This window comes from Neobacillus niacini, from assembly GCF_031456445.1.
Lineage (GTDB): Bacteria > Bacillota > Bacilli > Bacillales > Cytobacillaceae > Neobacillus > Neobacillus niacini_I.
Map to the genome: position 1 here is coordinate 20,685 of NZ_JAVDUQ010000037.1, position 19,343 is coordinate 40,027.

Genomic DNA, 19,343 nt, shown 5'->3' on the forward strand with positions numbered 1-19,343 from the left:
TAGTGTACAAAATCTACAACTTTTAGATACATAAATTTTTAGATCTATAAAGATTTCTTTCCATATCTAGCTTCGAATAATGTTAGACTAGAATAGATGTTTTCGATATTATAAAGCTCTTCAGCTTATATTAAAACGGGTATCCTACCGTCATAAGGGCCCTTATACATTGGTCAAATTAATGTGAATGTATGTGTTATACCACAATTAACAATGTAATTTATAGGTAGTGTACCTGGACTTTATTCAGTATTTAGTATTGATGGATGGTTAATCAGAGGTGAACATTTTGACTCGAAGGAACTTCTTAATAAGCTTCTTACTTTTGCTTCTTGCTTTCTTTATTGGATACATAATTAAAATTATTTCTATAAACGTTAAATGGTTTGGTGCCAAAGGTGATGGAGTAACAAATGATACCCCAGCTATTCAAAATGCAATTGATTTAGTTGCATCTATTGGCGGTGGAACAGTTTATTTTCCTAAAGGTACTTATATTGTAACGGGCAGCAACATCATTCTTTCCTTAAAATCCAATGTCACATTAAAAGGAGCTGGTAAAAGTCTTACCACCATTAAAATTAAAGATAAAACAGGCGATTGGGGTTATATGTTTATTGCCAATAATATCTTATTGGAAAACTTTAAATTATTAAATCTTACCCTTGATTGTAATTTAGACAATGAAGTAACTACTACCGGTAGATGGATGAATAGCAATCGTGTTTTATTAAACTTGAATGAGGCCAAAAACGTCTTAATTAGTAATGTAAAATTTATTTGCAATGGTATATGGGCTTTACGTGGATTTTGTGAAAGTGCCATTGTACAACATTGTGAATTTGAATTTACTCCCCCAACTTACAAAGGAGCGTCGTTTGATACAAGTACCATTTGGATCGGAGGAGAAAATAATAAAGTTATTCATAACGTCTTAACGGCGAATTGGAGAGATGATTTTGTTCCGGAAACAGGAATCGAGACTCAAGGACACCGAAACACCTTTTACAATAATAAAGTTATTGGTTTTAAGGTTGCAATGATTGCAAGTGAAAACACTGGATATAATAACCCTCTGACCCCAATAACTGAACTAGGAGCAAAAGATAATGTTATACAATCAAATTACTTTGAATCCCTAGTTGCAGGAATTACCTTATGGGGAATGAATGTCAAAGAGGGTTCTTATATGAAAAATTGCAAAATTGATAATAATAAAATATATATCATCGGAAAAAATGAATCCAATATTTTTAATAGAGAAAAATATGGTATTGGTTTATATCGTGGAATTATCGGAGCCAAAGGACACGATGGGGTACAGACAGGAAAATTTCAAGGAACGAAAATTACAAACAACAAAATTACTTTTAAATATAGGGCTCCTAAAGGAACTCACGGAACTTCCGACAAAGAAGATTATGGAATTCGTTTTGATGCTCAAATGACTGTTAAAAATACGGAAATAAAACAGAACACCTTTGTCAATTGTGGCGGTTATGGCATATTTCTCAGTTCGACTTTTGATGCGATTCTTAATCCTGATAATGAACATATTGAGGTTATAGATATATCGGATAATAATTTTATTGATTGTCGAACACCTATCTGTATTTATCAAAACTGTGAAAAGGTTAGTATTATAAATAATAAATTTATTCAAACTCAACAATTTGCTAACTTTTCCGATAATATGCAAGTAACAGTGTCATGTAGTCCAAATAACAATACAAACATAAAAGTATTAAAAAACGAAACTATTTTCCCCAAAAACAAACTATAAACCTATCCAAATACGGATTCCACAAATAAATGATAACCTTATTATAAATTTGAATACTTTCTGTTAATTCTTGGACGGCTGATTTACACTCTTCGTGAACATATGAATAGGATTGTTATCATGAGAGATCAGAAAAATCCCTGCAGCGATTCCAGCTTATTGTAATCTACTGGAGAAGGCCTTGTTGCTAGAATGGCAAAGCATTAAAGGATTAAATTTGAAAGACTAGCGATTTTCTAAAAGAACAAAAGAGTGTTATGCGTTGTTTTTGCAAACTGCACTTTGAGCCACTCTGATCATCAAAAGGTGATCCACTTGTCCCTATGAGATTGGAAAATTTGGAATGTCTTCACATGGGACCTCCAGAGGTATGATTTTGCTCGAAGGGCGGCACACCAAGGTGTTTCGAGAAGGCAACACGCCTATCATACCTCTCACTCCAAATCAAGACGTGCACAAACTGGAAATTGAGTGGCTCTCGATTTCGTAACCGAAGTGGCTCTATTTAAATGCGCAAATACATGCCTTGCGTATGATCTCCTTCGACTCTGTGGGAAACAACTTGATAAAGAAGTCATTCAGGATGAACTATCTTGAAGTGCCCATGGAAAGATATGAAATATAATAAGCATCTTGATTGTTGGTTAGTCTTCTGGGAGATAACACGAGTTAAAAGGTGCACTGTGGAGATTGGAGGAAGCTTTCATGACCAGACGAAACTCGGAAGATAATAGTATATTGTCATTGGTCAAAATGATTCTAAATTGTATTTAAAACCCAATAAACCTATCAAGTTATTATTTAGAATAAAGGAAAAGCTTACGAGGATGTAAAAGTACTTTTCTTTGTCCAAATTTCTGTTAGGACATGGACAATTAATACCATTTTAATTTCAAGACATTAACGGTTGTTAGTAATAACGTCATGGTACGCTTGTTAAAAGGAATCTATGTCTATTAATACAAGTAGGGGATACAACAGTTTTATTTACGGTATAAAGTTCCAAGATAGATCCGTTCTCTTTGGCTACCAATATAATATGACAAAAAATAGCACAATACTTCAGACATCTTTCCGAAATTAAAGTGAAAAGGAGGGTCTAAAATATTGTGCTAGTTTTAAAGGTTTGCGTCAAATAATCCCCACTTTACAAATGATATTAGGATTATTTTACGTTTACTATTTAATTTGTCATTAGTTCTTCATAAGTTTAATTACATGTTCTCTCTTTATTCATTCGGTTAAAACGATTTAGCATGTTATATATGTCAAATCACGTAAAACTTATGGATTAAGGAAAAAACTTCTTAAAACATTTGTTCATCGAAGCTCCTATTGCCTAATTTCACCGAGTGTATATAATGGACTTCTCTCAGATTTATATTTGCAAAGTAAACTAGCTATTAAAAAGATAATAAATAGTGTTAATATATTAATTAAAGTAAACGTCGACACGAAAAAAGATGTTGAAGTATCACGTGGTGCATAAAGTAATAATCTTGTCATAGATAAGCACATCCAAATGCCTAATATACTATGTTTAAAGGCTCTTATCATTAAAGCAAGAATTATGCCTAAAATAAAACTTCCTATAATAACACCTGCATACCCACCATCATGGAATAATTCAGCTAAATAACTCGAACCATACCCCCACCCTTTTAAATACCTAGATGGACTTAGGATATATGAAACGCTATCCGCAAAGTTATTTCCATACAAGGCTGATTCTAAAGTTTGAGGGTTATATTTAGGTACATGAAATATTGATTGGGTAATAGAGTTATTGTTTAAAAAATCAATAATTCTTCCAAATGTATAGTTTTTTCCAACTGGAAATTGTTGATCTAATGTTTGAGCATAACCAATTAGATTAACACTAACACCTTGATTATAAAAGAACTCACTTATCCCGTCTAAAAAAGATTTTGGAGCAGATGATGATTCAAAACGAATGTGAGAAACAGCATTTAATATAACCACAATGACTGGAAAAGATACTATACAACTAATAATTTCTTTTTTCCCAAACCACTTTTGTTTTTTATCAGTGATATTACGAAGACATAAATAGACCAAAACTATTAGTAAATTAAGGACAAAATTATTTCTTTGGCCAACAATAAGTGATAGAACTCCCGAAATTACATAGAGTACCAATGGGAAGAAACTTTTTCGTTTTGATGGAAGTGTACCTAAATATATAAACAAGGCTGTTGGACACATTTGAGAAAGCTTTTCTACCCACCCTGGATAGGAAGAGGTATAAGAAGCGTATAACTCATAATATCCATTATTATCTGTAAAATTAGCTTTATCTCGAAGAATTAAAACATTAAAAATATAAGTTAAATAAAATAAGTATTTACTTACAAAAGCGATAGATTCTACTCGTCTAATTGAGTATAGCTTTGATTTTTTAAAATTAAAGTTTTCATTTTTAACAACTCTATACCCGAAATAAAGAAATAATAATCCTAAAAATAAAATAATAAAAATACTTAAAATTATGTTATCACCCTGAAAGTCCAACCCATACCGACTTTTATTCCAAGGATCTACATAACCTGTAAATGTTTTAATAACGAGTCTTCCAACCAGGAAGGTAAAAAATGTACAATTAAATGCAAAAAAGATTATTCTCTCACTAAACTTCTCACAAGCATACCAAAGATTGTGAGCAAGCATGAAACATAATGACCATACAAGAACGTTTGTACTTGAAAAAAGCAGTCCTATAACAAAAAATGAAATTGAAATGAAAAGAATGCTGTTTCTTACTATAATTTTCTTACTATATCTATGATCCAAGAAAGACATAAAATTGGCTCCCCTTTCCCTCAAAAATAAAATTCATGATACGCTTCTAAATTTGGGAATCAAGTTATTTAGATTTTAGAAGTACCCTACTATTTTTTATTAAGGAAAGGATTTCATTTTTCTTAATAAATAAATATAACAAATAAGATATAAAGTATACAATCATTGCTATTGAATTATTTAAATTCCATGAAACAACTATAAAAACTACAGTCATAGATATTTCTAGAATAATGTCCTTCTTAACTTGAATTTTTAGTATCCTTGCCAGAGCTAATTCTGCAACAACACAACGAAGTGCCAATAAAAATGTAATAGACAAAATTGTTAAATTAAAGTTGTTAAAAATAAAAACAATGATTGATGTTGTCACTAAACTTATCCCAACCGTTATTAAATTAATTACTAGCATCAATTTCTCTTTACGAAGTGTTTTTAAATAAGTATTAACCAACAAAAGTACTTTACTTTCATAAATACACATTGGGAATAATAATGCCATATAAACTAAACTTTCGGTATATTGCGGAATCCATGCGGAAAGTAGTATCTTTGCTGGAAAATAAAAAGTTAAAAGTCCTAGTAAGGGAACCATAATTATGGATCTCATAATTCTATAAATTGCCGGAAAATTTTTTTCTGATGTACGGCGTAAGGCTGGAAACAAAATCACTGCGACTGCATTAATAAATAACATTAACATATTAGAAATGCTTAAAGCCAAAGATATTTTTCCAAAAGTATTAATGCTCCAATTTCTTTCAATACAAAATCGTACAATTCCTATGATAAGCATACTTGCAAAGTTTGCAAATAATAATTTACTTCCAACAGAAATATTCACCAAGATTTCTTTTAAACTAACTTTTAAAGATTCAAATTTTCCTAACACTAATTCTTTACATACAAAAAATGAATATATAACTGAACAGATTTTCCCAATTACATCTGCAAAAATAAGAAATTCAAATTTTCTTACTCCACATATTAAAAACACAATAACCAGAAAAAAGTAAATAATGCGTTCTAAAATTGTAATAATGGAAAATTCTTTAATACGATTTGTTGCTTGCAGCATAAACGTCAATAAAGACCTTGGAACAACTAGTATACCAGTTAGGCAAGTAAAAATAACCACTATAGTTTTGCTAGGATCATCTGATTGTAAGCCATAAAATAGCGCGATAGAAAAATTAACCACAATGTCAAAAAAAACAAGAAACCAATATTGAGATACAAATGCTGGTTTTGGTAGTTTTTTATATTCATATCCACCAAAACGTAAATATGCCCCATCTGTTAACCCTAAAGACATGTATGAAATATATGATGAATAAAAAATGTATAGCTGCCAATAACCATAATTTGTAACACTAATATATTTTGGCACTATTAAAATTAAAACTGTGGAAATAATTATAGATAAAGCATTGGCACTAAATGTGTAAGTAAAATTTTTAATGAATTTTTTAATTTTATTATTCACGTAGGTTGCCTCTTTATTAACATTTCCTTATTTTTTATTAAACAAAAACACTAATTAACGGTAAATTAACTAGGATCTAGCAGAAATACTTTTTAAATTTCTCCAAATAACATAATATAAATTAATATTTATTCTGGAAAGAATACAAGATAGTTTTACAAAGTTATTGGTCAAATCCTTAACCTTATAACGAAACAAATTCCCCTTTAATTTTTCTCGAATGTCCTTATTTATTTTCTTTTCCTTTATGCCATTCATTAATAAGCTGATATTCATATGCTCATAATAATTTTTAAACTTGTTTAAGGTTATTCCATCTTCTTCGCCTAATATATTAATAGTATTTTCTAAAGCAATTAGAGATGTCATCTTTTTAAGACTAAATTGCGATTGAGAGACGTTCCCATCATGAATGATATAATGATAATAAGGAGTAGTATCGTAAATGATATTTTTTGAGATCAAGAATGCTTGACAACAAAATAACAAATCTTCACAAAAATGTATTTCCTCATCAAAAGAAATATTGTTCCTTCTAATTAATTCTGAAGAAAATAGTTTATTACAGGTAAATCCTTTGAACCCATTGGGATCAAGAATACTATTTAATGCCTTTTTCCGATCCAATTTAATAATTGATTGTTCCATTATTTTATTATGGAATGTGCTATTAAAGCTTTCTTTAAAGTACCCACATATTAATATGTCTACTTGGTTATCAGCCAACAATTGATAAAGCCTTTCAAACATATTAGGCTCGATCCAATCATCTGGATCAACAAAACCGATATACTGGCCAGTAGCTTTTTTTAATCCCATATTTCTTGCAGATGACACGCCTCCATTTTCTTTGTGAATAACGATAAAGCGATCATCATTTCTACAATATTCATCACAAATCAACCCGCTTCTATCAGTTGAACCATCATTGACTAATATAATTTCTAAATCTCCATATGTTTGATTTTTTACACTATCTAAACATTTAGCTAAATATTTTTCTGCATTATAAACTGGAATGATTATAGAAAATAACATAGGATCCTCCTTTCCAATTATTTTATTTTTAAACTTTAGTAAGTTTAAAACTTTGTTTAACTAATTTTTCAGCAAAATTAGAATAAAGAATCTTCGCATTACTTCTTTCATTCCATATTTTCAATGCACTTTCGCACATTTTGTTATAATCATTTTCGTTACTTTTATAAAACTTTAGAAAACAATCAACAATTTGTTCTACAGTACAGTTTTTATCCAGCAAATAGCCATTACTTTCATTTTCAACGATCTCTCTAGTGCCTCCAACATCTGTTGCAATAACAGGAAGACCCATGGAAGATGCCTCCATGATGGCTACTGGTACACCCTCTGAGGATGATAGATTAACGAATACAGTTGCAGGGTTCTCTTTATACCAGTTTAAAACATCCTGATTTTTCATAAACCCTGTAAATTGAACATGTTCTATATTCAATTTTTTTTGAGCTAATTTCTCTATATTTTTAAATTCAGGTCCCCCGCCAATATGGGTCCACAAATATGGAATTTTCTTTTTCTCTAACTCAACCAGTGCATCGATTAGTAAATCAAGACGTTTTACCTTACGCATTACCGAACAACTTACGATATACAGTTTATCATTTATTGTATGGCTATGGACATTTGAGGATACCGTTCCGAGCCTTTCAACATTGATCTTGTCCTTGTAATGAGGATAGGTTTGATTTAGAAAATCCACTCCATCTTGTGAACAAGGGTAGATGGAATCAAGAGATTCTAACAAATACTCCCGTTCAGGTAAATACTTTAACGGTGCAGCATACTCATATAAATCATATCGATGTGCACGAGAAATGGTATATGGCTTTCTATCTTTAAAATACTTATTTTTTAATTCTACTGCTACCCTTGCAGTAATATAAAGCCAATAGCTGTACAATGTAATTGAGTCATACTGTTGAAAATCAAACTCATTTAATTTCTTTTCTGCACGGTCATAGACATCCATTGCACGAGATTCAAAATAGTAACTATATAATGTCGGGAGAGGTTTTCCTTTAGAATCTTCCGTCAGCATCACTCTTTTATCATTGTTTGTCCAAATTGTTTTGAATTGCCGGGAAACCATTTTTACCTTTCCCGTAATAGAATGTTTAATTCCTATAGGTAAAAGTGTTACATTTTCGGGAACACTTCTTGTTTGTTTCATTTCATTAGAAACCATTGTAGATACAATATAAATATGCTTAAAATTTGCAGCTAAATACTTGATTTCTGACTCTAAATACTCCTCACCTTTATGAAAGGGATAATAGTTGGTCAATAATATTAAGCAGTTATTCACTATAGCCCCATCCTTTGTTTATTTCCATTATCATTTCTATTAATATTTTTAGATTTCACAACAGAAGCAGCTGTTAAAAATATTATTTTGACATCCAATGAAAATGAAATATTCTCCACATAGAATAAATCGTTTTGAATTCTTTGTTCCATTGTCGATTTATTTCTTAATACCGCCTGGTTATATCCGGTAATTCCCGGCCTGACATCAAATTTTCTAAAGTACTCTTTTGGATACCGATCCTTGTTGCCCATCGGGCTTGGCCTTGGTCCTACCAAACTCATATCCCCTGTTAATACATTAAGTATCTGGGGAATTTCATCAATACTTGTCTTTCTTAAGATCCTTCCGATCTTAGTTACTCTTGGGTCATTTTCCGAATTAAAGGTACTGCCGTCTGTATTTCGTATGTCCGGTGCATTTACCTTCATTGAGCGGAATTTATACATTGGGAACTCTCTCATATCTTTTCCAACCCTTGGAGCATTATAAAAAATAGGACCCTTATCTTCCAGTTTAATCAAAATGGAAACAGGTATCATGATAATCAAGAAAATTGGCAATACCAATAACGATACTGTCACATCGATCAAACGTTTAATACCATAACGGTACATCATCCAACCCCCGCATTAATGTGTATATTTCATCTACTGCAGTAGTAAATGTATAAGCTGGACTAAACATCAACACATCTTTTGCCTTGCTGCTGTCCATAAATGAAGAATGGATGCCTTCATCTGCTTTAGGATCTTTTACCAAAAGGTTTTCTTCATTATGAAATATCGTATTAATTGTATCTGCTACTTCATAGTTAGTGAGAGCTTCCCCGCTGCCAACATTAAAAGTTCCAGAAAGTGTTTCTTGCTTTAAAGCACGAATAATCGCTTTGGCCGCATCTTTCGCATAAAGGAATTCTCTTTTGGCAATACTTTTGGCATTTAAAATCAGCTGTTCACGGTGAAATGCCTGGCGAAAAAAGCGATTAATCATATAATTATTTTTTTCATTAAAGCCATATAGGTGTGCAAGCCTTAAGTTTTTAATATGCAATCCTTTTTTTTCTGTATAGATGTTGCCTATATATTCACACGACAATTTACAGACACCATACATAAGTTTCGGTTCAGGAACTTGTTCTTCAGTCCAAGGAAGCAAACTTTCGTTCGAATAAACAGATATGGTAGAAGCAAAGACGATATTGGTAATATTTCTTTTAGAACAAGCTTCATATAGGTTTTGTGTCATTTCCTCATTATCATGAAATTCAGAAATTAACCCTTGGCTGCCGCGCTTTGCAGCTAGATGCACTACTGCATCTATATCATGTAACTTACCTATTAAATCTAATTTCGTATAATCCGTTTGGCGATATTCATCTCTAATAATTGTTGTGTCAATTGGGTTTCTGGTAAGTATAACCGGGATATGCCCTTCTTCTTTAATAGATTCAACAGCATATTTACCTAAAAAACCGGTACCACCTGTCACAGCTATTTTCATTTAAAACCTCTTTCCTGGCTTTATTTATACTAGATTAGAATTTGAAATATAATTATCATTATTTAATGAATCTATGTTCTTTTTGTTGTTATAAATGAAATAACCGATTTTATCATAAATTCCATTTACAGGACGGATCATCTGACCTTGTTCATAGTAATTAAAGCTGGTTAAAGAATTTTTGATTTTTTCCTGGAAAGCCGAATAATCAGCGTTTGTGTTAGGCTCTTGACAAATAAATTCAAGAACATAGCCTTCACTAAATTCTTTATACTGCTTTTTCAATTCCGAACAATCATTATTTAATAAGTGCTCAAAGGTAAGCTTTAATAAATTTACTCCCGTGTAATACTGTAAAATACTCCACATATGACATCCGTCCAAACGTGGAGTTATTTCTATAATATAAGGAATCCCCTTTTCTAACTTCATTTGCGTATATACAGGCCCATTCATGATTTCCATCTTCTTACAAGCAGATTCGATTATACCCACTAAGATATTCGATGCCTCAGAAGTAAGGTTATCTGTTGGCACAATATGTTTATGAATAAGTCCCGTATATCCAGGCCAAGTATCACGATCTGATGCAATTAAAAATTTCACTTTACCATCAATAAGATACCCATTTACAGATAATTCTGGTCCGGAAATATATTGTTCAATAATTACTAAACCTGAACGGGAATACTTTTTAGCAGCTTTGTAGCTTTCTATATATTCGTCTGGTGAATTAACTAACTTTACTCCCCGCTGTCCCTGAGAATCAGCAGGTTTTACGATGAAAGGGAAACTTAAATCAAGTTTATCCACCTCACTGGAAATTACTTGAAATTTAACATTACCTTTAAAGTTATTTCCTAAAGTTGTTCTCATTAAATTTTTGTTATTACAAATACGTGCAGTTTTTTCTGAAACGAAGTGAGGCATTTGCAGTTGTTCACTTATAAAACTTGCTACAGGCATCGCTAAATCTGAACCTACAGAATAGACCAAGGAAATTCCATTTTTCTCTATATGGTTGATAAGGGCTTCTTTATCCAGAATATTGATTTGGTCAAAATGATCTGCAACCTCGGCACCTGGTCCATCATTTGCCATTGCACACGCATATGTTTCATAGCCCATTTTTTTTAATTCTAAGATAGCATCCATTTGGACAGAGGCAACCCCTAAAATTAATACCTTTTGTTTCATAATTAAATTTCTCCTTGTCTATTCACTAATAATTCTATTAAAAGTTTCAACTATATAATCTACTTGTTCATCTGTTAAACCGGTATGAAGCGGAAGTGTAATTTCATTTTTGTACATTTCATATGCATTTGGATAATCATTAATAGAAAATCCTAAATTTTTATATGCCGTGTGCATTGGCAATGGTTTATAATGCACATTAGTTGCAATATTATTCTCTGCCATTTTTTCAATAACAGTATTCCGGGATTGTTCATCTTTGCCTAATAGTCTAACAAGATATAAGTGGCCGCTTGAGGAATAGTCTTGACCATAATGTTTTAATGTATCAACATTTGACTCTAGTAAAGAAGCTTCATATTTTCTAACAATTTGTCTTCTTCTTTCCAACAGTAATGGATATCTTTTCATCTGAGCTAATCCTATCGAAGCCATAATATCCGTCATATTACATTTATAAGCAGTAGAAACAATATCGTATTCCCATGCTCCAAGGTTTGTTTTTGCCAACGCATCTTTTGATTGGCCATGGAGTGATAGAAGCATATATTGTTTATAAATGTATTCATTATCAATCCCAGGGATTTGTCTCCAGGTAACGGCTCCGCCCTCTCCAGTTGTAAAATTCTTCACTGCATGAAATGAAAAACTGCTAAAATCCGCCACTTCACCACTATGTTTCCCTTTATATGTCGCACCAAAAGAATGAGCCGCATCAGCCAAAACTATTATTCTGCCAAATGCCTCTTGTATTTCGTTTGTAGGATCAAAAACTTCTCTTTTTCTTTCAACGATTTCAAATATCTTATCATAATCACACATTACCCCAGCTATATCGACTGGAATAATAACTTTTGTTCTTGCTGTTATAGCCTTTTCTAAAAGGTTATAGTCCATTTCAAAGGAATTTTTTGCGGTATCTACAAGAACAATCTTTGCACCAACATGATCGATCACACTTGCTGATGCAGAATAGGTATATGCTGAGGTAATAACCTCATCACCTTCTCCTACTCCTAAAAGCCTTAATGTAAGCTCCATACCTGCAGTTGCGGAATTTAAACACACAGCTTTAGATGTATTCGTGTATGCTGCAATTTTACTTTCTAGCAATTTTGTTTTCGGACCAGTTGTAATCCAGCCGGATTTAAGTGTATCAACAACTTCTTGTATTTCAATATCTGTAATGTCCGGTGGGGAAAAAGAAATGTTCATTTTACTTTTTTCAGAAAAAGCGGATGTTCTCATGTGATAACCTCCATTATTTTATAGTGTTTATTTAACGAGTTCTTCACTCAAGATAGAAGATAGATACTCTAATAAGTCCTTTTTTAATTCTGTTTGCTTCAGTGCAAAATCTATTGTTGTTTTTATAAAACCTAGTTTCTCCCAAACATCATATCTTGTACCTTCAAAATCATATGCAAATACACGCTGAAACTGATTCAACTTCTGAATCGCATCTGTCAACTGAATCTCGCCACCAGCCCCAGTTTCCTGCTGCTCTAAAGACATAAAAATTTCTGGTGTCAAAATATATCGTCCCATAATAGCCAGATTTGAAGGAGCTGTACCCGATTTTGGCTTTTCTACAAAGTTATTAACTTGATAACGTCGTCCATCTTGAGTCGATGGATCAATGATTCCGTAACGATGCGTTTCTTCGTCAGGTACCGTTTGAACTCCAATCACAGATGAACGAGTTTCTTCATATATATTGATTAATTGTTTTAAGCATGGAGTATCGCTTTGGACAATATCGTCACCAAGCAGAACCGCAAATGGCTCATCGCCAATAAAATTTCTCGCACACCATACTGCATGCCCTAAACCTTTTGGCTCTTTTTGCCGAATATAATGTATATCAGCTAAATTCGTAGAATAACGGACCTTGTCGAGTAAATCGTTTTTTCCTTTTTCTAATAAGTTCTGTTCGAGTTCATGGGCAAAATCGAAATGATCTTCAATCGCACGTTTCCCTTTACCCGTAACGATAATGATATCCTCGATTCCCGATGCAATGGCCTCCTCGACGATGTATTGGATGGTCGGTTTATCGACAATTGGCAACATTTCTTTTGGCATTGCCTTTGTAGCTGGAAGAAATCTTGTTCCTAGTCCAGCTGCCGGTATTATCGCTTTTCGTACTTTTTTCATTTTCATTCCACCCTTGTATGACATAAAAAAGATAATGATTTCGATAAATAGTTGTAATTATTTATTAATTTACAGCTGTTAAAATTGGTGTATGTTCAAACCTATTGTTAGCAACAGCTATCAATGTATCATGCATTTCCGTTTCACTCATATTTAAGAGTTGATTGATTAATTCGCTAAGTATTTCGCCATTCAATACATGTGCTTTTCCAATATGAATTTTCGGGAAGATACTTTCTGGATGTACTTCATTTTTATTGAGAAGTTCTTCGTACATCTTCTCTCCTGGACGAAGCCCGGTAAAGTGAATTCCAATTTCCTCTTCTTGATAACCGGAGAGTTTTATTAAGTTTTTAGCTAAATCAACTATTTTAACCGGCTCTCCCATATCAAGAACAAATACTTCTCCACCTCTTGCTAATGATCCAGCTTGGATTACTAGACGTGACGCTTCGGGGATTGTCATAAAGTATCTGGTCATATCCGGATGAGTAACGGTTACCGGTCCCCCGGCTTGGATTTGTCTTTTAAATAATGGAATCACACTGCCGCGGCTGCCAAGTACGTTTCCAAACCGAACGGCAACAAATTTCGTATTACTATGTTGGGCTAGACTCTGAATAATCATTTCCGCAAAACGTTTTGTTGCCCCCATCACATTTGGAGGGTTTACAGCTTTATCTGAAGAAATCATCACAAATGTATGAACGCCAAATGTTTCCGCCGCTTCTGCCACATTTTTGGTACCAAAAATATTATTTTTAACTGCTTCTCTTGGATTGTATTCCATTAACGGTACATGCTTATGTGCTGCTGCATGGTAAACAACAAATGGCTTATGCTCTTCCATAATCTCAAAGATTCTTGTCCGATCTTGGATATCACCAATTACCGGAACAATTTCTATTTGATTATGGTATTTATTCCGAAGCTCCATATCAATTTGATAGATACTGTTTTCGCCATGTCCAACCAATACAATTTTACTAGGGCTGAATTTACAGATTTGTCTGCAGATTTCGGATCCAATCGAACCACCTGCACCTGTCACAAGGACGGTTTTACCGGCAACCTTCTCTGAAATTCCAGCAATATCCAATTCGACTGGTTCTCTGCCAAGTAAGTCCTCCACTTGAACATCGCGGAACTGATTAACGGAAATTTTGCCTACCATTAAATCCTCTAACTTCGGAATAATTTGGGTTTTTACTTTAGTTTTGGAACATTCATCGAAAATCCGGGTTAGCTCTTTCTGTTTTAATGAGGGAATGGCAATAACTATGTTTTCAATTTGGTACTTTTGAACTACTTGTACAATACAATCAGAATTTCCGACAACCGGTATTCCAAGAATATCCAACTTGTATTTCGCTGGATCATCATCAATGAACGCTACCGGCTTTAAATCAACATCCTGGTTATGTTGTAATTGACGCCCCACCATTGTTCCAGCAGAACCTGCCCCAATGATGAGCGTTTTTTTGATATTTTGCCGTTTGTTCATGATGTTGTCGCGGAACATCCTCCATGAAAACCGTGAACCACCGATGAAGATTACATGAAGCATCCAAGTAATCATTAATGCTCGAACATAAATATTATGGAATACGATTTCTTGCATGATGGCTGTAACGGCTATGGAAAAGGTCACGGCCTTCACAATCGCTACCAGTTCACCAACACTGGCATATTGCCAGGCCTTATTATAAAGCTTATAAATGAATGCAAATAAATGATGACTGCATAACAACGTAATCGCGGTTATCGGCAGCATTTCTAGTTTAAAAATCGGGATTTCTGGAACCAGTGTGAAATAGCTTATGTAAATCGCTGTTAACACAATCACTGAATCCAATAAAGCAAGTGTGGTCAATCTCTGTCGATAGGACAATGGTTACTTCCCCCTTTTATCTCTCTAGTTCCTTTTTCTAAGTGAGTTCACAAAAAAATAAATACCTAATGGAAATGCATGTGTGGTAACACCTGTTCTTTCATTAGATATTTATTACTTTTATGTATTGGGCATCAAACCCGTCCTCACATTACACTCCATAGTGTAATCGAGTGCCTCCATGGATATCGGACAGGTAAGCCTCGCCGTTCAGGTGTACTTTTACCTGAATAGATTGTAAAAACCATTCAGTTCCTTCTGCTAAAAAAATATAAACTTTTTCTTCTTTTTTATTGGCTCTGGAACTTCCCTCATCACATTTTCTCCATTAACCACTAGCTCAGCATTCTCTTTAAATAGGTAAACATAATCGATTCCAAATTTCGATTGAATCAAATCAAACGCTTCCTGCATTTTAAAGGAACGACTTGTGATGTTATGAGCATCTGATGCAATGAAATGAGTTAAATTTGTCTCAATTAATTGATGGGAAAATTCCTTGATTTTTTTTCCAAAATAGCCGGCAACACTTGAAGCGGTAACCTGTGTAAGTGCCCCTTTTTCAACAAACTGATACAACAATTCCGGGCGTTCCATTAATTCCGAGTTTCGTTCCGGATGAACGATGATCGGTATTAACCCTTGTATTTGTACATCAAATAGAAGCCTCTCTGTATACCTTGGAACATGGTTGGATGGGAACTCAATAAGTAAATATGAGCTGTCATTCAGTGTTTGAATTTGATTTTGTTGAAAATCTTCGAGGATTTCACCATAAATTCTTGGCTCTTGTCCAGGCAGGATTTTAACATCAATCTCTTTTTCTTGAAGAACTCGGTTAAGCTCTTCTACCTTAGTAAGAATTTGTGGTCTGCGATTATCATATTGGCTATTTAAATGGGGGGTAGCAATGATTGTATGAATCCCTTCTTTCGAAGCTTCCTTTGCCATTGCAATGCTATCTTCAAAGCTTTGTGCGCCATCATCGATGCCTGGCAATATGTGACAGTGTATATCAATCATTTTGACTACCACCCTTTCATCCTATAGTTTAATAGTAATTAATCTTTGAAATTAGTTCGTTCCATAATAATAGTAATAATTCGATTTTGAATCTATCTTTTTGTTGTTCAAAACGACTCCTACGATTTTACTTTGGGCAGCCTCTAACAACTCTTTTGCTTTTTCTAATTTATCTTTTTCTGTTTTTCCGCTCGATACGACCAAAATGGTTCCATCACATTTATTAGCAAGGATTTGGGCATCTGTGACCGCTAGTACTGGCGGAGCATCAAATAAGACCATTTCATATTCTTCTAATGCGTTTTCGAGGAAAACCTCCATTGCCATAGAACTGAGTAATTCAGCCGGATTCGGAGGAATCGGCCCACTGGATAAAACGAAAAGATTTCTTTCAGCAGACTCTACCACTGCTTCTTCTAACTTCACCTGTTTGGTAAGAACACTCGTCAATCCAAACGTATTCGTTTTATTAAAAGTGTAATGAACCGTTGGTTTGCGTAAATCAGCATCTACTAGCAGCACTTTTTTTCCCTGCTGGGCTAAAACGACGGCTAAATTCGCAACCGTTGTCGATTTCCCCTCACCAGGTCCGGCAGAGGTAACCATTAACGTCCTTGCTTCCTGATCAACAGAGGAAAATTGAATATTCGTTCGAATCGTACGGTATTGTTCTGCAATCGTTGATTTAGGATCAATCATTGCAACTAAATTTCTTCTATTATTTGATTTTTTATCTTTTTTAAGAGCCAATGGTCTCACCTCTTACTTTTGCTTTTCGGTTGAACCGCTTATTCGCCAATTCCTTCATACGTGAATCATCTATCGTGGTGATCACTCCAAGCACAGGTAATCCAACTAATTTTTCAATATCCTGTTCGGTTTTCACTGTATTGTCAAAATACTCTAAGAGGAAGGATATGCCTACACCAACCATTAACCCTACTACTAATGCGATGGCAATGTTCAATAATGGTCGCGGTTTAATCGGGGCCGGATTTTCAGCAATCGTTGCTTTCGCAAGTACACTTACATTATCTACACTCATAATTTTCACAATTTCTTTTTGGAAAATAGCCGCTGTTTTGTTTGCAATCTTTACAGCCTTAGCTGGATTTGTATCTTGAACGGACAAATTGACTACCTGGGAGTTTGTTTCATTTTGCACTGTAATTTTTTCATTTAGTTCCTTCACTGTCATATGAAGATTTAAATCTTTAATGACCAGCTCAAGAATCGCCGGGCTTTTAATGATAACATTGTAGGTGTTAATTAACTGAAGATTGGTCTGAACTTCATTATAATTATATAAATTCTGCTCATTTTTTGATTGATTGACAAGTAACTGGGTTGAAGCTTGATAGATGGGTGTTAAGAAGAAATAACTAACCACACCGCTAATTAAAACAGCTATAAAGGTAATCGAGAGGATTAATCTCAGCCGTTTTTTGAGTGTTTGCAATAATTCCTGTAAACTGATTGTTTCTTCCATGGGGTCCTCCTGATTATATTTCGGATTCAAAACATCCAATATTATATCATAAAATATTGCCTGTTTTTTTTAGATTCGACAATTTCTCCCAAACTTCTTCCAATTCCCTAACCTATTCTACTAGTTAAATGTAAATTTTTGTAGGTCTTTTTTTAAATTGGAATAAACTACTTCTTTCTCCGTCTGTTATAATAGTAGAGCAATAACTTTGGAGGTTAGTCGTTCTTATGAAGAATTTTTTAACAATCCTATTAGGGATTATCTGTGTTGCTGTGCTGTTTTTTGGCTATTCAAACTATCAACAAAAAATAGAAGCTGCTAGTAAAAAAGCTTTAGCTGTAAATGAAAAAACGGAGCCTAGTAATCTTCAAGATTTTGATCATTTAACAAAAAATTGGCCCGATCAGGCGGCTAAGCAATTCAAACATCGCCTTGATCAGAAAAAACCTTTTAAACTATTCTTGATTGGTTCTGAGGCTGATTCCAAAGGTACATACCAAGAAGTTAAAAAGAAGCTTGATGAAGCTTTTGGAGAACACATTAAAGTGAGTGTTCTACCCTTTAAAGGAAGTTCTACCGACTATATCAGCCAAGATAATCTAAAGGAACTTGCAAATAAAAAGCCCGATCTTATCGTACTCGAACCCTTTTTATTAAAGGATAATGGTGTAGTAGCGATTGAGGATACGCTGGACAACGTGACACATTTTATTGAACAGGTGAAAAAGGAGAATCGAGACACCAGCTTTGTTCTCCAACCATCCTATCCCATTTATCAAGCAAATTTTTATCCGAATCAAGTGGCTGAATTAAAGAATTACGCGAAAGAGAATGAGATTCCTTTCCTTGATCATTGGTCCGCCTGGCCGGATTATCATAAAAAAGAACTTAATGATTACTTGCTTCCAGATGAAAGCGGCCCAAATGAAAAGGGGATTCACGTTTGGAGCGGATATTTATTACACTATTTGATGAACAGTGAGAGCGAATCGTAATGATTCGGTTTTTTTTTCGCAAAAAAAAAGTGATAGCAGAAGGGATCATCTTTCCCGCATACCCATCAATCGATGAATCTCATTTTGAAATATAAGCTGTTTTTTCAAAGTTGGCGAATCGTGCCGAATAGGTTTCCCCCAAAACTCCTATTTTGACATTCTTCCCCGCTATGTTACAAAACTTTTACATTCCTATTTAACATCTTATTGTAAGAAAATTGAAGAGGAAATAGGAAATTGGCAGGAATTTTCAACGATGGTAGGCATTTATTACTATATTTCACGGGAAGATAACGGGAAATTTCCAAATTAAGAAGGTCTTTTCCCCACGGAAAAGACCTTCCTTAAGCCCCCATCAATCGATGAATTTCGTAGATTTTCGATTTTGATGCCTTAATAATAAAAAAAGATAACAGGATGTCGTTTATAAACGATCCTATTATCATTATTTAACTTACCATCATATTCTTCAGTTCAGCCTCTAAATCTTCTAATAACTTATGTACGGTGAGATTTCTATCATGTAGGCCTTTTTCATAAGCCTTCTTGATGATTTCTGAAAACACATGTTGCTCCTCAGAGTAACTATTCTTCTCCTTGACTTCCACGTCCTTCTTCCGCCTCCTACCGTCATCCTAATTCCTAATTTTATAGC

At 33.8% G+C, this 19,343-nt stretch carries 16 protein-coding genes; 2 read left to right on the forward strand and 14 right to left on the reverse strand.

What is annotated here, in order from left to right:
- The first annotated feature begins 280 nt into the window (after positions 1-280).
- A complete protein-coding gene (locus J2Y67_RS22855) occupies positions 281-1,783 on the forward strand; it encodes a glycosyl hydrolase family 28-related protein (protein WP_310177725.1) in 1,503 nt (500 codons plus the stop codon).
- Positions 1,784-3,115: 1,332 nt separating this feature from the next.
- Here J2Y67_RS22855 and J2Y67_RS22860 read toward each other — a convergent pair.
- The 13 genes from J2Y67_RS22860 to J2Y67_RS22920 form a co-directional block, all read right to left on the reverse strand.
- On the reverse strand, positions 3,116-4,603 hold the full coding sequence (locus tag J2Y67_RS22860; protein WP_310177726.1) for an O-antigen polysaccharide polymerase Wzy family protein: 1,488 nt from the start codon (positions 4,601-4,603) through the stop codon (positions 3,116-3,118).
- A gap of 64 nt (positions 4,604-4,667) precedes the next feature.
- Positions 4,668-6,089, reverse strand: a complete 1,422-nt coding sequence (locus J2Y67_RS22865; RefSeq protein WP_310177727.1) for an MATE family efflux transporter — start codon at positions 6,087-6,089, stop codon at positions 4,668-4,670.
- 69 nt (positions 6,090-6,158) lie between these two features.
- Positions 6,159-7,127: a glycosyltransferase gene (locus J2Y67_RS22870; RefSeq protein ID WP_310177728.1), complete on the reverse strand. Its 969-nt coding sequence runs from the start codon at positions 7,125-7,127 to the stop codon at positions 6,159-6,161.
- A 28-nt stretch (positions 7,128-7,155) separates the two neighbouring features.
- Complete coding sequence (locus tag J2Y67_RS22875; RefSeq protein WP_310177729.1) at positions 7,156-8,433, reverse strand: glycosyltransferase; 1,278 nt, start codon at positions 8,431-8,433, stop codon at positions 7,156-7,158.
- On the reverse strand, positions 8,433-9,050 hold the full coding sequence (locus tag J2Y67_RS22880; protein ID WP_310177731.1) for a sugar transferase: 618 nt from the start codon (positions 9,048-9,050) through the stop codon (positions 8,433-8,435). Before J2Y67_RS22880 ends, J2Y67_RS22875 begins: the two co-directional genes overlap by 1 nt.
- The gene (locus J2Y67_RS22885) at positions 9,031-9,936 is read right to left on the reverse strand and encodes an NAD-dependent epimerase/dehydratase family protein (protein ID WP_310177732.1); all 906 of its coding nucleotides are present in this window, start codon (positions 9,934-9,936) and stop codon (positions 9,031-9,033) included. Before J2Y67_RS22885 ends, J2Y67_RS22880 begins: the two co-directional genes overlap by 20 nt.
- A gap of 24 nt (positions 9,937-9,960) precedes the next feature.
- Entirely contained in the window at positions 9,961-11,133 is a 1,173-nt protein-coding gene (locus tag J2Y67_RS22890) for an ATP-grasp domain-containing protein (RefSeq protein ID WP_310177733.1), read from the reverse strand.
- Positions 11,134-11,151: 18 nt separating this feature from the next.
- Positions 11,152-12,381 (reverse strand): DegT/DnrJ/EryC1/StrS family aminotransferase, encoded by a 1,230-nt coding sequence (locus J2Y67_RS22895; protein WP_310177734.1) that lies wholly within the window; start codon positions 12,379-12,381, stop codon positions 11,152-11,154.
- A gap of 27 nt (positions 12,382-12,408) precedes the next feature.
- Positions 12,409-13,290, reverse strand: coding sequence for a UTP--glucose-1-phosphate uridylyltransferase GalU (gene galU / locus J2Y67_RS22900; RefSeq protein ID WP_310177735.1), 882 nt, complete (start codon positions 13,288-13,290; stop codon positions 12,409-12,411).
- A 64-nt stretch (positions 13,291-13,354) separates the two neighbouring features.
- Entirely contained in the window at positions 13,355-15,181 is a 1,827-nt protein-coding gene (locus tag J2Y67_RS22905) for a polysaccharide biosynthesis protein (protein WP_310177737.1), read from the reverse strand.
- 261 nt (positions 15,182-15,442) lie between these two features.
- Positions 15,443-16,204, reverse strand: a complete 762-nt coding sequence (locus J2Y67_RS22910; protein WP_310177739.1) for a tyrosine-protein phosphatase — start codon at positions 16,202-16,204, stop codon at positions 15,443-15,445.
- Between the two features lie 51 nt (positions 16,205-16,255).
- Positions 16,256-16,954 (reverse strand): CpsD/CapB family tyrosine-protein kinase, encoded by a 699-nt coding sequence (locus J2Y67_RS22915; protein WP_310177740.1) that lies wholly within the window; start codon positions 16,952-16,954, stop codon positions 16,256-16,258.
- Positions 16,944-17,693, reverse strand: coding sequence for a YveK family protein (locus J2Y67_RS22920; protein WP_310177742.1), 750 nt, complete (start codon positions 17,691-17,693; stop codon positions 16,944-16,946). Before J2Y67_RS22920 ends, J2Y67_RS22915 begins: the two co-directional genes overlap by 11 nt.
- Positions 17,694-17,920: 227 nt before the next feature.
- On the opposite strand from J2Y67_RS22920, the gene J2Y67_RS22925 reads away from it, so the two are divergent.
- Positions 17,921-18,688, forward strand: a complete 768-nt coding sequence (locus J2Y67_RS22925; RefSeq protein WP_310177743.1) for an SGNH/GDSL hydrolase family protein — start codon at positions 17,921-17,923, stop codon at positions 18,686-18,688.
- A 449-nt stretch (positions 18,689-19,137) separates the two neighbouring features.
- Here the strand turns inward: J2Y67_RS22925 and J2Y67_RS22930 are convergent, their stop codons facing one another.
- The gene (locus J2Y67_RS22930) at positions 19,138-19,296 is read right to left on the reverse strand and encodes a hypothetical protein (RefSeq protein WP_310177744.1); all 159 of its coding nucleotides are present in this window, start codon (positions 19,294-19,296) and stop codon (positions 19,138-19,140) included.
- Positions 19,297-19,343 lie beyond the last annotated feature (47 nt).

Bases quoted from the DNA above. Each gene is read 5' to 3' on its own strand.
- J2Y67_RS22885 (WP_310177732.1), bottom strand. From the start codon at position 9,936: ATGAAAATAGCTGTGACAGGTGGTACCGGTTTTTTAGGTAAATATGCT.
- J2Y67_RS22860 (WP_310177726.1), bottom strand. From the start codon at position 4,603: ATGTCTTTCTTGGATCATAGATATAGTAAGAAAATTATAGTAAGAAAC.
- J2Y67_RS22880 (WP_310177731.1), bottom strand. From the start codon at position 9,050: ATGTACCGTTATGGTATTAAACGTTTGATCGATGTGACAGTATCGTTA.
- J2Y67_RS22925 (WP_310177743.1), top strand. From the start codon at position 17,921: ATGAAGAATTTTTTAACAATCCTATTAGGGATTATCTGTGTTGCTGTG.
- J2Y67_RS22870 (WP_310177728.1), bottom strand. From the start codon at position 7,127: ATGTTATTTTCTATAATCATTCCAGTTTATAATGCAGAAAAATATTTA.
- J2Y67_RS22910 (WP_310177739.1), bottom strand. From the start codon at position 16,204: ATGATTGATATACACTGTCACATATTGCCAGGCATCGATGATGGCGCA.
- galU (WP_310177735.1), bottom strand. From the start codon at position 13,290: ATGAAAAAAGTACGAAAAGCGATAATACCGGCAGCTGGACTAGGAACA.
- J2Y67_RS22890 (WP_310177733.1), bottom strand. From the start codon at position 11,133: ATGAAACAAAAGGTATTAATTTTAGGGGTTGCCTCTGTCCAAATGGAT.
- J2Y67_RS22920 (WP_310177742.1), bottom strand. From the start codon at position 17,693: ATGGAAGAAACAATCAGTTTACAGGAATTATTGCAAACACTCAAAAAA.
- J2Y67_RS22895 (WP_310177734.1), bottom strand. From the start codon at position 12,381: ATGAGAACATCCGCTTTTTCTGAAAAAAGTAAAATGAACATTTCTTTT.